Source organism: Pseudomonas sp. P65(2024), from assembly GCF_057480955.1.
The window spans coordinates 218,333-231,283 of the sequence record NZ_JBLIYX010000004.1 but is presented as its reverse complement, the minus strand read 5'-3'; the positions used below and the strand labels follow the sequence as shown (position 1 = coordinate 231,283).

The window sequence follows — 12,951 nt, the reverse complement described above, 5'->3', positions numbered from 1 at the left end:
GAAGGGGCATGGGCGTATGACGTTTTTATGGATTTCGCCCGTTTTCCACAAAAGAGACAAATTTGCGCTGACCCACGGCATATATGCATGGAAATGCACCAGCGCCGACCTTGTTTTTGGTTATATCAACCTGTATTTCACGTTTTTTTGACATGTCTAAGCAGGCAGGGCTAGGATTCGGGCTCTACGCCTGCTGGCCATGATCTGGCCATGCGGCTGCAAGGCCCGTTGCAGACCATTGGCGGGCCTTTCGGCTTGGATCCGCATAGCGTCGAACCTACGAAGGGGCGTTGGTTCCTGGCGTTCTAATGCAGAGCGTTTTTGAATACGAAATAAGGAAAACAACATGTTGAAAACCAGGATCAGCCTGGTCGCCCTGGCGATGATCGCCGCGACCCAGGCACAGGCCAATGAGCAGGCCGAAAGCAAGGGCTTCATCGAGGACAGCCACGCCAACGTCCTGCTTCGCAACGCGTTCATCAACCGTGACAAGAAGCACCACACCAACGACCAGTCCCAGTGGGGCCAGGGCGTCATCGCCAACTTCTCCTCCGGCTTCACCCAGGGCACCGTTGGCGTGGGTGTCGACGCCTTCGGTCTGTACGCCCTGCGCCTGGATGGCGGCAAAGGCCGTAACGGCGGTGGCGGTATCGATTTCTTCAAGCGTGAAAACACGGTCAACGAGCGTAAACGCAGCGATGCTGCCAATGACCTCGCCCGCGCCGGTGCGGCGATCAAATTCCGCGTCTCCAACACCGTGCTCAAGTACGGTGACCAGATGCCGGCCCTGCCGGTCCTGCAGTACGACGATTCGCGCCTGTTGCCAGAAAGCTTCAGCGGGACTTCGATCACCTCCAAAGAGATCAAAGGCCTGGAGCTGAACGCTGGGCGTTTCACCAGCGAAGTGCAAAAGAGCGCCCAAGGTCACGACAGTGGTCGTTTGAAGGCAATCAACGTACTGGGCGGTAGCTACAAGTTCACTGACAACTTCACCGCGTCGCTGTACACCGCCGACAACGAAGACGTGATGAAAAAGCACTACCTGGGCATGAACTACGTCTACCCGATCGCGGCAGACCAGTCCCTGACCTTGGACTTCAATGGCTATAAGTCCAAGCTCGACAAGAAGTTCATCGAAAAATGGGGCATGCGTGAGGGCGATCAGGACAACACTATCTGGAGCCTGGCGGCTACCTATGCGTACGGTCCTCACTCGGTAACCATCGCGCACCAACGCAGTACTGGCGATACCGGCTACAACTACGGCGGTTACCAGCGTGATGGCGGCTTCGGCGATGGTGGTTCGACCATTTACCTGGCCAACTCCTACTGGTCCGACTTCAACGCAGAAGACGAGCGCTCCTGGCAGATCGGCTACGGCCTGGACTTTGGCGCATTCGGCGTCCCTGGCCTGACCTACAAAGTTGCCTACGTGCGTGGTGACAACATCAACACCCACGGCAATGGTGAAGGTAAAGAGCGCGAAATCTTCAACCAGCTGCGTTACGTCGTACAAGAAGGCCCGGCCAAGGACCTGTCGGTCAAGCTGCGTAGCTCCTTCCTGCGTACTTCGCGCAACGTCGCCGACTTCTACATGGATGACGGCAACGAAGTCCGCGTATTCGTCGAGTACCCGATCAGCATCTTCTGATCCTGATCCCGCGTCACCCGCAGCCCCGGCCTATGCCGGGGCTGTTTCTTTCCGGCGCACGTTGACCGCCGCCGCCACCTCGATTTCACCCGTCTGCGGCGCGAAGCTGTCGCTGCGCGCCATCCGCCACATCCGTGCATAGAACTCGCTGTCGATGGCGCCGCTGAGCAGTTCGCCCGGCTTGAGGAAAGTGTGCAACTGCGAAAACAGGCTGATCTCGCTGGCGCTGATACGCCGCGCCAGGTGCTTGGGCTTGAGTTCAGAGGGGTGGTCCAGGCCGGCGGCGGCAAGCATCTCGGCCAGGGCATGCAAGGTATTGCGGTGGAAGCTGGCGACCCGCTCGGCTTTCTCCGGCACCACCAGCGCGCGCTGGCGCAGCGGGTCTTGCGTCGCCACCCCGGTCGGGCACTTGTTGGTGTGGCAGCTCTGCGACTGGATGCAGCCGATGGCGAACATGAAGCCCCGCGCCGAGTTCACCCAGTCCGCGCCGATGGCCAGTACGCTGGCGATGTCGAAGGCGCTGACCAGCTTGCCCGCTGCACCGATGCGGATGCGCTCGCGCAGGTTCAACCCCACCAGGGTGTTGTGCACGAACATCAGGCCCTCGCGCAGGGGCACGCCCATGTTGTCGGAGAACTCCCGGGGCGCCGCGCCGGTGCCGCCTTCCTTGCCGTCGACGACGATGAAGTCCGGGGTGATGCCGGTGGCCAGCATGGCCTTGGCGATGCCCATGAACTCCCACGGGTGGCCCAGGCAGAACTTGAAACCCACCGGCTTGCCGCCAGACAGCTCGCGCAGCCGGGCGACGAACTGCAGCAACTCCCGTGGCGTGCTGAAGGCACTGTGGGCGGCCGGCGAGATGCAGTCCTCGCCTTCGCGCACGCCCCGGGTGTTGGCGATCTCGGCGCTGACCTTGTGCCCCGGCAGGATCCCGCCATGGCCCGGCTTTGCGCCCTGGCTGAGCTTGATCTCGATCATCTTCACCTGAGGCGAGCGTGCCTGTTCGGCGAAGCGATCAGGGTCGAAGTGGCCGTCTTCGGTACGGCAGCCGAAATAACCGCTGCCGATTTCCCAGATCAGGTCGCCGCCGTGTTCGCGGTGGTAGGGGCTGATGCTGCCCTCACCGGTGTCATGGGCGAAGCGGCCCAGGCGCGCGCCCTTGTTCAGCGCGGCGATGGCGTTGGCGCTGAGGGCGCCGAAGCTCATGGCCGAGATATTGAAGATCGACGCCGAGTACGGCTGACGGCACTGCGGGCCGCCGATGCGGATGCGGAACGAGGCCGGGTCGGGCATCGGCACTGGCAGCATCGAATGGCTGATGAACTCGAAGCCTGGTTTATAGGCGTCGTTGAGGGTGCCGAAGGCTTTCTCGGCGCTTTCGTTCTTGGCCCGGGCGTAGACCAGCGAACGCTGGGCGCGGGAGAACGGCAGCTTGTCGTCGTCGCCTTCGATCAGGTACTGGCGGATCTCCGGGCGGACGGTTTCGATCAGGTAGCGGATGTTGCCCAGGATCGGATAGTTGCGGCGCACCGCGTGGTGGCGTTGGCGCAGGTCGTTGAGGCCGACCAGGCTGAGCAGGGCGCTGATGACGGTGAAGGGCCAGAGCCCGTCGTGCCGGGCGAGGAAGGGTAGGCTGGCGAGGGTGAACAGCAGGCACAGGGTCAGGCAGGCGTAGCGGCTGGGGAGTGCGTCTTTCATGGGGCCATCGCAGACAGGGTGACCGGCCTAGGATAGGCAAAGCGCAGCAGCGGAAAACCAGGGCGATTGGTAAAACACTATTACCTGGGTGGGACCAAAAGCTTGTCGGTTTCGGGCCCATCGCGGGGCAACTCCGCGATGAGGCCCTCGGTGTTACTGTTTGAACACCTGCTTCACCCGGCCGTCGATTTCGCCCTTGTCGCCCTGGCCCGAAGCCTTGGCCTGCGGACCGCCGCCCAGGTTCAGGTCGAGCTTGCCATCGGTATTGATGATCCCGTCCGCCGTTGCATGGATATTGAACTTGGCGCAGCTGATATTGATGGTGCCGTCGGACTTCAATTCGATCACGCTGTCGCCACAGACCAGGCGGATCTGGTCGCCGGCATCCATCACATAGTTGCCGTGCACACTGTCGCGCTTGTCGCCACCGACCAGCAGGACGTCGCGATGGCGCACCGAGCGCAGGCGGTCCTGGCCGATGGTCACGGTCTCGATCATGCCCACGGTCTTGACCCGGCTGATGCCCACCGACAACGTCTGGTTCTGCTCCACCACCGTGTCCATGTTGCGTTCGGCATGCACGTACAACTGCTCGGCGCCCTTCTTGTCCTCCATGCGGATTTCATTGAAGTTGGCCGGGCTGCCGCCCTTGCTCGAACGGCTCTTCATGCCGCTTTGCGTGGCGCTGCCGGGCAGGTCGTAGGGCACCGTCTGCTCGGCGTTGTAGACCCGCCCGGTGATGATCGGCCGGTCGGGGTCGCCTTCGAGAAAACTGACGATCACCTCCTGGCCGATCCGCGGCACCTGGATCGAGCCCCAGTTCTTGCCCGCCGTGGCTTGCGACACGCGGATCCAGCACGAGCTGTTCTCGTTGGACTGATCGTGGCGGTCCCAGTGGAAGTGCACCTTGACCCGGCCATACTGGTCGGTCCAGATCTCCTCGCCGGCAGGGCCGACCACCACGGCCGTCTGCGGGCCCTTGACGATCGGCCGCAGGGTGCTGCCCACCGGGCGGTAGCTTTGCTGCGCGTCGATGCAGCTGAGGTTGCTCTCGAACTGCGCCGCACCGCTGCCGCCACCGCTTTCCAGGCGCTCCTGATGCACGTAGTAGCGGGCGGCGACGATCAGGTACTCGCGGTTCTGGTCCTGGCGGCTGAAGTTGCTCAGGCTGAACAGATGGCCGCTGCCCAGGCCCCGGGCATTACCGCGCAGCTCGATTCGCTCGTGCAGGCTCTGCAGCGACTCCAGGCGGGTGCGGGCGTAGTGCTCGCCGTCCTGGGTCTGCTCGTAGGCGCCGGGGTAGTCGTACAACGGGTAGTCGCCGGCCTGGTGCGGGCGCGGCATCGCCGAGCGCACGTCGATGCGCGCGCTGGGGCGCTGGAAGTCGTAGTCGTTGAGCTCCAGGGAGCCGGGCTGGACCTCCTGGGCCAGGTGCCAGTCGTTGATATGGTCGCGCTCGCGGTGCTGGCCGTCCGGCGGGTAGTAGGGCACGGTCTCGTAGCCGGGGGCCTTCTGGTGCGCGCCGTAGGCGTCGGCCAGCACCAGCACGTGGCGTTCCTGCTCGTGGCGGAAGAAGTAGTAGATGCCTTCCTCCTCCATCAGGCGGCTGACGAAGTCGAAGCTGGTCTCGCGGTACTGCACGCAGTACTCGCGCTCGCGGTAGTTGCGGCTGAGCAGGTCCTCGAAATCCGAGAAGCCCAGGTCGCGGAACACCTGCTTGATGATCTGCGGCGCGCTCAGGTGCTGGAAGATCCGGCAGTCGCTGGTGCGTGTCAGCAGCCACAGCCACGGACGCAAGGTGACGCGGTAGCTGGCGAACTGGCCCTGGTCCACCGACTGGCTGCAACGGGCGACGATGCCGTGGAAATGCCGCGAGCTGCCGACGCTCTGCTGCACGCTCAGGCTCATGGGCTTGCCCAGCAGCTGGTTGAGGTCGATGGCCGGGTCGTCGCTGGTCAGCTGCAGCTCGAAGTCGAACAGGCGGCCGAGTTCCTCGCTGCCGCCCATTTCGGCAAGGATCAGCTTGTCCGGCCCCAGGGGGCTGTTGATCTGCGCCAGGCGCGTGAACTGCTTGAACAGCATGGTCGGTCCTGTCAGTCGGCGGCGCCGAAGTCATAGTGCAAGTCGTTGTCACGACGGCTGATGCTGACGCTGGCCAGCGGCTTGCCCTCGAGCAGGCGGGTCAGGAACTCGCGGCTCATGTCCGGCAGCAGGCCGTTGGTGAGGATGGCGTCGATCATGCGGCCTCCGCTTTCGGTCTCGGTGCAGCGCGAGACGATCAGCTCGACCACGCCGTCGTCGTAGGCGAAGCCGACCTTGTGGGTGCCTTCCACGCGCTTGCGGATGCGCTCCAGCTGCAGACGGGTGATGGCCTTGAGCATGGCGTCGCTGAGTGGGTAGTAGGGGATGGTCACCAGGCGGCCGAGCAGCGCCGGCGGGAAGATCTCCAGCAGCGGCTTGCGCAGCGAGGTGGCCACGGCCTCCGGGTCGGGCAGGGCCTGTGGGTCCTTGCAGATGTTGGCGATCAGCTCGGTGCCAGCGTTGGTGGTGAGCAGGATCAGGGTGTTGCGAAAATCGATCTGGCGGCCTTCGCCGTCTTCCATCACGCCCTTGTCGAACACCTGGAAGAAGATCTCGTGCACGTCGGGGTGGGCTTTCTCCACCTCGTCCAGCAGCACCACGCTGTACGGGCGACGGCGCACCGCCTCGGTCAGCACGCCGCCCTCGCCGTAGCCGACATAGCCGGGTGGGGCGCCCTTGAGGGTGGAGACGGTGTGGGCCTCCTGGAACTCGCTCATGTTGATGGTGATCAGGTTCTGCTCGCCGCCGTACATGGCCTCGGCCAGGGCCAGCGCGGTCTCGGTCTTGCCCACCCCGGAGGTGCCGGCGAGCATGAACACGCCGATGGGCTTGTTCGGGTTGTCGAGGCCGGCGCGGGAGGTCTGGATGCGCTTGGCGATCATCTTCAGCGCGTGGTCCTGGCCGATGATGCGCTTGGCCAGGTGGCTGTCGAGGTTGAGCACGGTCTCGATCTCGTTGCGCGCCATGCGGCCCACCGGGATGCCGGTCCAGTCGGCGACCACCGAGGCCACCGCCTGGTAGTCCACGGTCGGCAGGATCAGCGGGCTCTCGCCTTGCAGCTGGCTCAGACGCTGCTGCAGGTCGACGAGTTTTTCGCGCAGTTCATGGCTGCCCTGCACGTCCACTTCCTGATCGACCACGCCGACCTGTTCACGTAGTTGCGCGCGGGTGGCCAGCAGCTCGTCAACCAGGGCTTTCTCCTCCGCCCAGCGGCTTTCCAGGGCGGCCAGGCGCTCGCGCTCCTCGGCCAGCAGGCTGTCGGCCTGGGCTTGGCGCTGCTCGGTGCTGACGCCGATGGCGGCTTCGCGGGCAATGATCTGCAGTTCCACCTCCAGCGCCTCGATGCGCCGGCGGCTGTCGTCCACCTCGGCCGGCACCGCGTGCAGGCTGATGGCGACGCGGGCGCAGGCGGTGTCGAGCAGGCTCACCGACTTGTCCGGCAGCTGGCGTGCCGGAATGTAGCGGTGCGACAGCTTCACGGCGGCTTCCAGCGCTTCGTCGAGGATCTGCACCTGATGGTGCTTCTCCATGGTCGAGGCCACGCCGCGCATCATCAGCAGCGCCTTGGCTTCGCTTGGCTCGTCCACCTGGACCACCTGGAAACGCCGGGTCAAGGCCGGGTCCTTCTCGATATGCTTTTTGTATTCGGCCCAGGTGGTCGCGGCCACGGTGCGCAGGCTGCCACGGGCCAGGGCCGGCTTGAGCAGATTGGCGGCATCACCGGTGCCGGCCGCGCCGCCGGCACCGACCAGGGTATGGGCTTCGTCGATGAACAGGATGATCGGCTTGGGCGAGGCCTGCACGTCCTCGATCACCTGGCGCAGGCGCTGTTCGAACTCGCCCTTCATGCTGGCGCCGGCCTGCAGCAGGCCGACGTCCAGGCTGCGCAGTTCGACGTCCTTGAGTGCCGGCGGCACGTCGCCGGCGACGATGCGCAGGGCGAAGCCTTCGACCACCGCGGTCTTGCCGACGCCGGCCTCGCCGGTGAGGATCGGGTTGTTCTGGCGGCGGCGCATGAGGATGTCGACCAGCTGGCGGATCTCCTCGTCACGGCCGACGATGGGGTCGAGCTTGCCGCTGCGGGCCTGCTCGGTGAGGTCGACGGTGAAGCGCTTGAGCGCTTCCTGCTTGCCCATCGCCGCCGGGGCCACGGCGCCGCTGGCCTCGCCCGGCGCCGCGGCGCTGAAGCCGTCGCTGGCGGCCAGGTTGTTTTCCGGCGAGTCGCCGACGTACTCGTCGAAACGCTCGCTCAGCGCCTCGACCTTCAGTTTGGCGAACTCGCTGGACAGCCCCAGCAGCGCATTGCGCAGGCTCGGGGTCTTGAGGATGCCGACCAGCAGGTAGCCGGTGCGCACCTGGCTTTCGCCGAACATCAGGCTACCGTAGACCCAGCCGCGCTCGACGGCCTCTTCCACCTGGGAGGACAGGTCGGTGATCGAGGTCGAGCCCCGTGGCAGGCGGTCTAGGGCATCGGTCAGGTCGCGGGCCAGGCGTGCCGGCTCGACGTTGAACTGGCGGATGATGCGGTGCAGGTCGCTGTCCTGCAGCTGCAGCAGCTGGTGCAGCCAGTGCGCCAGCTCGACATAGGGGTTGCCCCGCAGCTTGCAGAACACCGTGGCGGCCTCGATGGCCTTGTAGGCGACGCTGTTGAGTTTGCCGAACAGCGCGGCGCGGCTGATTTCACCCATGGTCCTGACTCCTTGTGAGGGGCGCGGCGACCGGCTGGTCGGCGTAGTACCGGGCCAGCTTCAGGTCGCGTGCATCGTGCGAGGGGCGGCCGAGCCAGGTGTCGAACCCCAGGCGCTGACCGGCATTGAGTTGCAGCGCGGGCACCTGGCCCTGCGCGAGGATGAGGTTGAGGTCCCAGTCCAGTTCCTGGCCCAGATACTCGGCGACCCAGGCCGCCAGCTCGACGAACGCCTGCCCACCGGGGAGCAGCGCGTGGTACTGGTCGAGGGTCAGCGGGCCCAGGCACAGGCGGAACTTGTGCTGGCGGTCCCAGACGTAGCGGCCCAGGCACAGGTCCATGCCCAGGCGGTTGGCGCGCACGCCGAGCTGGCTGCGCTCGGGCAGCTCCAGCCACTGGCCGACGTACTCCTCGAGCTGCACCGGCACGCCGAAATAGCTCGACAGGATGCTGCACAGGCCGTCCGGGTAGCGGGTCTGCGCCGCCAGGTGGCCGGACCAGTGCAGCTTGGCGGTGTCGGCCAGCGGCCCCTGGTCTTGCAGTTCCGGCTGGCCGCGGCCGCTGAGGGCGGCCAGGCGCGCGGCCCAGTAGTCGTCACCGGGGCGGTCGTGGCTGACGGTCGGCCGGGCCTCGGCCCAGGCGCGGTAGAACAGGCTCAGCAAGCGGTGGTGGAAGATGTCGAGGAAGCGTTTGCTGGTCGGGTCGGCGTGGTTGCGCTGGCGTTCGCGCATGTACTCGGTCAGGTGCAGCGGCAACGGGCCGTTGGGGCCGCCGAGGCCGAAGAAGAACTGCTCCAGGCGCGCCGGCTGATCGTCGTTGGCCGTGACCGAGGCCAGCGTCGCCGGGGCGAAGCCGCAGTCCAGGCGCTGCCCCAGGCGCACCGGCTCGTCGGCCAGGCGCAGCGAATGGCCGAAGCGCGGCAGCTCGGGGTTTTCCGCCTCGAGGCGACGCAAGGCCTGGAAGAAGTCGTACTCCCAGGGCTGCGCCTGCATGGCCTGTAGCGTGCTCACAGGGTCGGCCTGCGCCCGGGCTTGGCGTTCCAGCGCATGATCTCGCCACGTTCGCTGGTGCGCAGCACGGTTTCGGTGAAACTGTTGATCGACACGTAGCGAGTCAGGAAGCGCTCGAACACCGCGCCCAGGAGGAACACGCCGGTGCCGCGGAAGGCGTTTTCGTCGAACGTCAGGGTGATCTCCAGGCCGCGGCCGAAGACGATCGGCCCGGGCATCGGCAGGCGCCGGGTGCAGGGCTTGCAACTGACCTCGCGCAGGCCGTCGATCTGCAGTTGCAGGGCACTGTCCTGCTGGTCGCCGTACAGGCGCAGCAGTTCGCGCAGGGCGGCGGCGCCCTGGCCCTGTTCGGCCAGGGACAGGTAGTTCAGCGACAGTTGGCTGATCAGGCGCCAGGCCCGGTTGTCGTGGGCATGGCTGGCCTTCGGTCGGCTGGGGCCGGCCAGGCAGCGCACGGCGGACACCGGGGCGCTGTCGGCCAGGCTGAAGTCGCTGCGGCCGTCGCCGACGTTCATGAACAGCGGCAGGTCGCGGTTGCTGCACAGCGCGCTGATGCCCAGCTGGCGCAGGTCGTGGCGGTACGGTGCCTGGTGGCCGTCGACCAGGCTGACGAAGGTCTCGCTGCCCATGTAGCTGGAGCGCGTGCCGTTGCGTCGCTGCTCGCTGGACAGCACCCGAGGCTCGCGACGGACGATGTAGTAGGCCTGGTCACGGCCGTAGCGCGACGGGTCGCGCACGGCGTAGAACGGCAAAAACGCCTGGTCCGGCCCGGTGCCGTGGCCGGCGACCTGCTGCAGCGAGTGGATCTCGAAATCAGTGGGCCGGGTGCGGTCGGCGATCACATGGTGCTCGTGGACCCGGTCGGTCAGGTGGATGCGGTCGACCCGGCGCGGGAACAGGTTGATCGCCGGGGTGCAGAACGGCACGAACTGCGCGCTGCCCACGCTGCTCTCCAGCGTGGGGTCGAAGCGCTCGAACAGGACCAGCAGCTCCAGTTCCTGGCCGTCACAACGTTTGACCGCGCGCTCCAGTCCGGCGAAATCGACGAACAGGAAACGCTGCGGCAGGGCGAAGTATTCCTGCAACAGGCGATAGCCCTGGAACGCCTGGGGCACCACCGGCAACGCCGCTTCGCGATCGTCGAAGCCGCACGGCAGCAAGGCCTGCTCGACCGGGATGCGCTCGACCCAGTCAGCCCCCGGCTGGCGTACGAACACCGCGCAGGCGTTGCCCAGCAGTTGCTCGTACAGGCGGAAGGGGGTTTCGTCGGCGCCGTTGAGGTACAGCGGCAGGTGCGTCAGTGGCAGGCTGTTGAAGGGGATTTCCGCGCCGCTGCGCAAGGTCAGGCGCAGGCCGGCACGGGCCTTCGGCTCGCTGGCGGCCAGGCGCCCGAGCACGGCGCCGGGGTTGCCGAAGTATTCGGCGCGGGCCACCTGCAGCGGCCACAGGGTGACGTCCTGGGTGCTGCGGAATTCGCACGGCGTCTGCGAGTTGCGGCCGAGGTTGGCGCGCAGCACGCTGTCGCGGGGCAGCTGGAAGCCGGCGGCCAGCGAGCCCTCGTCGGGGTCGGTCTGCAGTTGCACCACGGTCATCGACGGGGTCGGCGCCAGGTAGTGCGGGTAGGCGATTTCCAGCAGGTTGTGGGTGAAGGTCGGGTACTCGGCGTCGAGCTTGAGCTGCACCCGCGCGGTGAGGTAGGCGAAGCCTTCCAGCAGGCGCTCGACATAGGGGTCGGCGCATTCGATCCCGGACAGCGTCAGGCGCCCGGCGATCTTCGGGTATTCCTTGGCGAACTCGGCGGCACCCTCGCGGATATGCTGCAGTTCCTGGTTGTACAGTTCGAGCAGGCGCGGGTTCATGCGCGTCTCCGGCGGTCGGCGGGGGCCACGCGCACGTGCCCGGACTCCAGGTCCACGTCGGTCTGCAACAGCAGCGGCAGGGCCGCCGGCTGGGCCCACAGGTCGCCTTCGATTTCGAAGCTCAGGGCGTTGGCGTTCATCTCGCCGGGGGCGGCCTGGGCGCGCACCTTCAGGGTATGGGCGAGGATGCGCGGCTCGTAGGTGGCGATGGCTTGGTGGATGATACGTTCGAGCGCGTTGAGGTCGATGTTCGACGCGCTGTTGCCGGCCAGGGCCGGCAGGCCGTAGTTGATCACCGAGGCGCCTGCCGGGGAATTCAGCGTGGCGCCGGTGTCGAGCAGCGAGGTGGTGTTGAGCAGCCAGGCCAGGTCGCGCAGCACCGAGGCCTTGAGCTGCTGCAGGCTGAGCACGCGCTTGTCGGGGGCTTCCTGCGGGTTGCCCGGCTCGTCGTCGGTCAGGCGATCCAGCAGCGAGGGCTGCAGGCGGTCGCGGGTGGCGATCTCGGCTACCACTGGAACATCCCTGTGAACATTTTCTGGTCTTCGAAGCCGGTGTCGCAGGACGCGCTCGGCGTGGGCGTTGAGGCTTCCAGGCCGGCCGGGGTCAGGCGCACGGCGCGCGAGGTTTTCAGGCATTCGCCCTTGAGCGTCGGGTGGGGTTGCACGTGGGTCACCAGCACGATCGGCACGCCGTCGAACTGCTCGACCCGGGCCTTGCCGGCGCGGTCGGGGCTCAGGCCGCAGGGCCATGGCATGTCCAGCGCCAGGCGTTGTTCGCCGCGATCGAGCACGCACTGGCCGGCGTTATCGGTCAGCTTCACAGTCTGCCCGCCCAGGTTCGCCTGGCTCAGCAGTTCGGCGTCGGCGCAGGCGCTCAGGGCCAGCAGCAAGGCACCGACCAGGGCCACGCGCTTCATGTCAGCTCCCAGAACCAGACCTGTTTCGACTGGTAGTTCTGATCGGAGAAGCCCCTGGTCAGGCCGCGGTTCCACAGGTCGATATGGTCGCCCGTGCGGTTTTCCTGGCTTTGCCCGGTGCGGGCGAAGCAGTCCTTGTAGAAGATGATCCCGATCTTGGCTTTGAGCTTGTCGCGTTCCTGGGCGCTGCCGCCGATGCGCTGCGGGCGTCCCAGCTGGCGCTCCAGCCAGTTGGCCAGGGATTCGGCGCCACGGGCATGGCCATGGGCGCACTTGGGTTCGGTATAAGTCGATTTGTTGACCTTGAGGCTCATCTCTCCGTTGAGCGCGATGCTCATGCGGATGGCGCACTGATTGTCCCACGGGCCATCGCAGGGCGAGGACACCTTCGGATAGGCATTCCACAAGTTGATGAAAGAAGGCTTGGCCATGATGTTCACCGTGGGCGGGTGAGGCGTGGGGAAGGGCCCCCGCGCCGCCTGGGGCGGCACGGGCGCGGTCGGTCAGATCTTGACGTTGGAGCGGATGTTCCAGCCGTACTTGATCGGGCCGCCTTCCTTGGTGCCGTCGGCCTTCTGCGGCTGATAGTCGACGGTGACCTTGGCGAAGTTCAGGGTCACGTTCTCGGTCAGGCGGTCGTCGCTGCCCGAGCCGCCGGTGCTCAGCGAGCTGACGATCACCTCTTCGAGGTTGATGATCAGGTACTCGACCTGGCTTTCACCGCCGGCCTTGCGCACGGTCAGCTTGACCTTGTCGATGTGCTTGCCGCTGGAGCAGTGGGCCATCAGGTTGGGGCTGGACTTGTCGATGTACTTGGTGATCGACAGGTCCTGGATGTTGACCTTGCCCGAACCGCCGCCGCTGCCCATGTGCATGTTGCCGGACTGGGACATGCCCCAGCTCCAGTTCAGGACGTCGATTTCGTCCTTGTGGGCCTTGTCGTGGGACTCGCCCTTGATGTCGCCGATCTTGATGAAAATATCTACAGCCATGATGTCCTCGGGATTTCGCGTCGGTTAGCGGTAGTAGTGGCTAATCGCGGGCAAGCC

At 66.0% G+C, this 12,951-nt stretch carries 10 protein-coding genes; 1 reads left to right on the top strand and 9 read right to left on the bottom strand.

Translation table 11 applies throughout. The features are described from left to right. The first annotated feature begins 346 nt into the window (after positions 1 to 346). On the top strand, positions 347 to 1,651 hold the full coding sequence (locus tag AC25MA_RS08555; RefSeq protein WP_307943229.1) for an OprD family porin: 1,305 nt from the start codon (positions 347 to 349) through the stop codon (positions 1,649 to 1,651). Between the two features lie 30 nt (positions 1,652 to 1,681). Here AC25MA_RS08555 and AC25MA_RS08550 read toward each other — a convergent pair whose 3' ends face one another. The 9 genes from AC25MA_RS08550 to AC25MA_RS08510 form a co-directional block, all read right to left on the bottom strand. Further along, a complete protein-coding gene (locus tag AC25MA_RS08550) occupies positions 1,682 to 3,349 on the bottom strand; it encodes an FMN-binding glutamate synthase family protein (protein WP_486971953.1) in 1,668 nt (555 codons plus the stop codon). Between the two features lie 153 nt (positions 3,350 to 3,502). Continuing rightward, positions 3,503 to 5,431: a type VI secretion system Vgr family protein gene (locus AC25MA_RS08545; protein WP_280092224.1), complete on the bottom strand. Its 1,929-nt coding sequence runs from the start codon at positions 5,429 to 5,431 to the stop codon at positions 3,503 to 3,505. Positions 5,432 to 5,442: 11 nt separating this feature from the next. Further along, on the bottom strand, positions 5,443 to 8,118 hold the full coding sequence (gene tssH / locus AC25MA_RS08540) for a type VI secretion system ATPase TssH (RefSeq protein ID WP_062575512.1): 2,676 nt from the start codon (positions 8,116 to 8,118) through the stop codon (positions 5,443 to 5,445). Further along, complete coding sequence (tssG, locus tag AC25MA_RS08535) at positions 8,111 to 9,160, bottom strand: type VI secretion system baseplate subunit TssG (protein WP_051555627.1); 1,050 nt, start codon at positions 9,158 to 9,160, stop codon at positions 8,111 to 8,113. Before tssG ends, tssH begins: the two co-directional genes overlap by 8 nt. Continuing rightward, entirely contained in the window at positions 9,124 to 10,986 is a 1,863-nt protein-coding gene (gene tssF / locus AC25MA_RS08530; protein ID WP_069016509.1) for a type VI secretion system baseplate subunit TssF, read from the bottom strand. Before tssF ends, tssG begins: the two co-directional genes overlap by 37 nt. Further along, complete coding sequence (gene tssE, locus AC25MA_RS08525) at positions 10,983 to 11,498, bottom strand: type VI secretion system baseplate subunit TssE (protein WP_028689176.1); 516 nt, start codon at positions 11,496 to 11,498, stop codon at positions 10,983 to 10,985. The genes tssF and tssE overlap by 4 nt, the downstream gene beginning before the upstream one ends. Beyond that, entirely contained in the window at positions 11,492 to 11,902 is a 411-nt protein-coding gene (locus AC25MA_RS08520; protein WP_028689175.1) for a hypothetical protein, read from the bottom strand. Before AC25MA_RS08520 ends, tssE begins: the two co-directional genes overlap by 7 nt. Continuing rightward, the gene (locus AC25MA_RS08515; protein ID WP_486971952.1) at positions 11,899 to 12,333 is read right to left on the bottom strand and encodes a type VI secretion system amidase effector protein Tae4; all 435 of its coding nucleotides are present in this window, start codon (positions 12,331 to 12,333) and stop codon (positions 11,899 to 11,901) included. Before AC25MA_RS08515 ends, AC25MA_RS08520 begins: the two co-directional genes overlap by 4 nt. A gap of 72 nt (positions 12,334 to 12,405) precedes the next feature. After that, positions 12,406 to 12,894 (bottom strand): Hcp family type VI secretion system effector, encoded by a 489-nt coding sequence (locus tag AC25MA_RS08510; RefSeq protein WP_028689173.1) that lies wholly within the window; start codon positions 12,892 to 12,894, stop codon positions 12,406 to 12,408. Between the last annotated feature and the right edge of the window lie 57 nt (positions 12,895 to 12,951).

Coding starts and splice junctions, on each gene's coding strand:
- tssH (WP_062575512.1), bottom strand. CDS start 8,118: ATGGGTGAAATCAGCCGCGCCGCGCTGTTCGGCAAACTCAACAGCGTC.
- AC25MA_RS08515 (WP_486971952.1), bottom strand. CDS start 12,333: ATGGCCAAGCCTTCTTTCATCAACTTGTGGAATGCCTATCCGAAGGTG.
- AC25MA_RS08510 (WP_028689173.1), bottom strand. CDS start 12,894: ATGGCTGTAGATATTTTCATCAAGATCGGCGACATCAAGGGCGAGTCC.
- AC25MA_RS08550 (WP_486971953.1), bottom strand. CDS start 3,349: ATGAAAGACGCACTCCCCAGCCGCTACGCCTGCCTGACCCTGTGCCTG.
- AC25MA_RS08555 (WP_307943229.1), top strand. CDS start 347: ATGTTGAAAACCAGGATCAGCCTGGTCGCCCTGGCGATGATCGCCGCG.
- tssF (WP_069016509.1), bottom strand. CDS start 10,986: ATGAACCCGCGCCTGCTCGAACTGTACAACCAGGAACTGCAGCATATC.
- AC25MA_RS08520 (WP_028689175.1), bottom strand. CDS start 11,902: ATGAAGCGCGTGGCCCTGGTCGGTGCCTTGCTGCTGGCCCTGAGCGCC.
- AC25MA_RS08545 (WP_280092224.1), bottom strand. CDS start 5,431: ATGCTGTTCAAGCAGTTCACGCGCCTGGCGCAGATCAACAGCCCCCTG.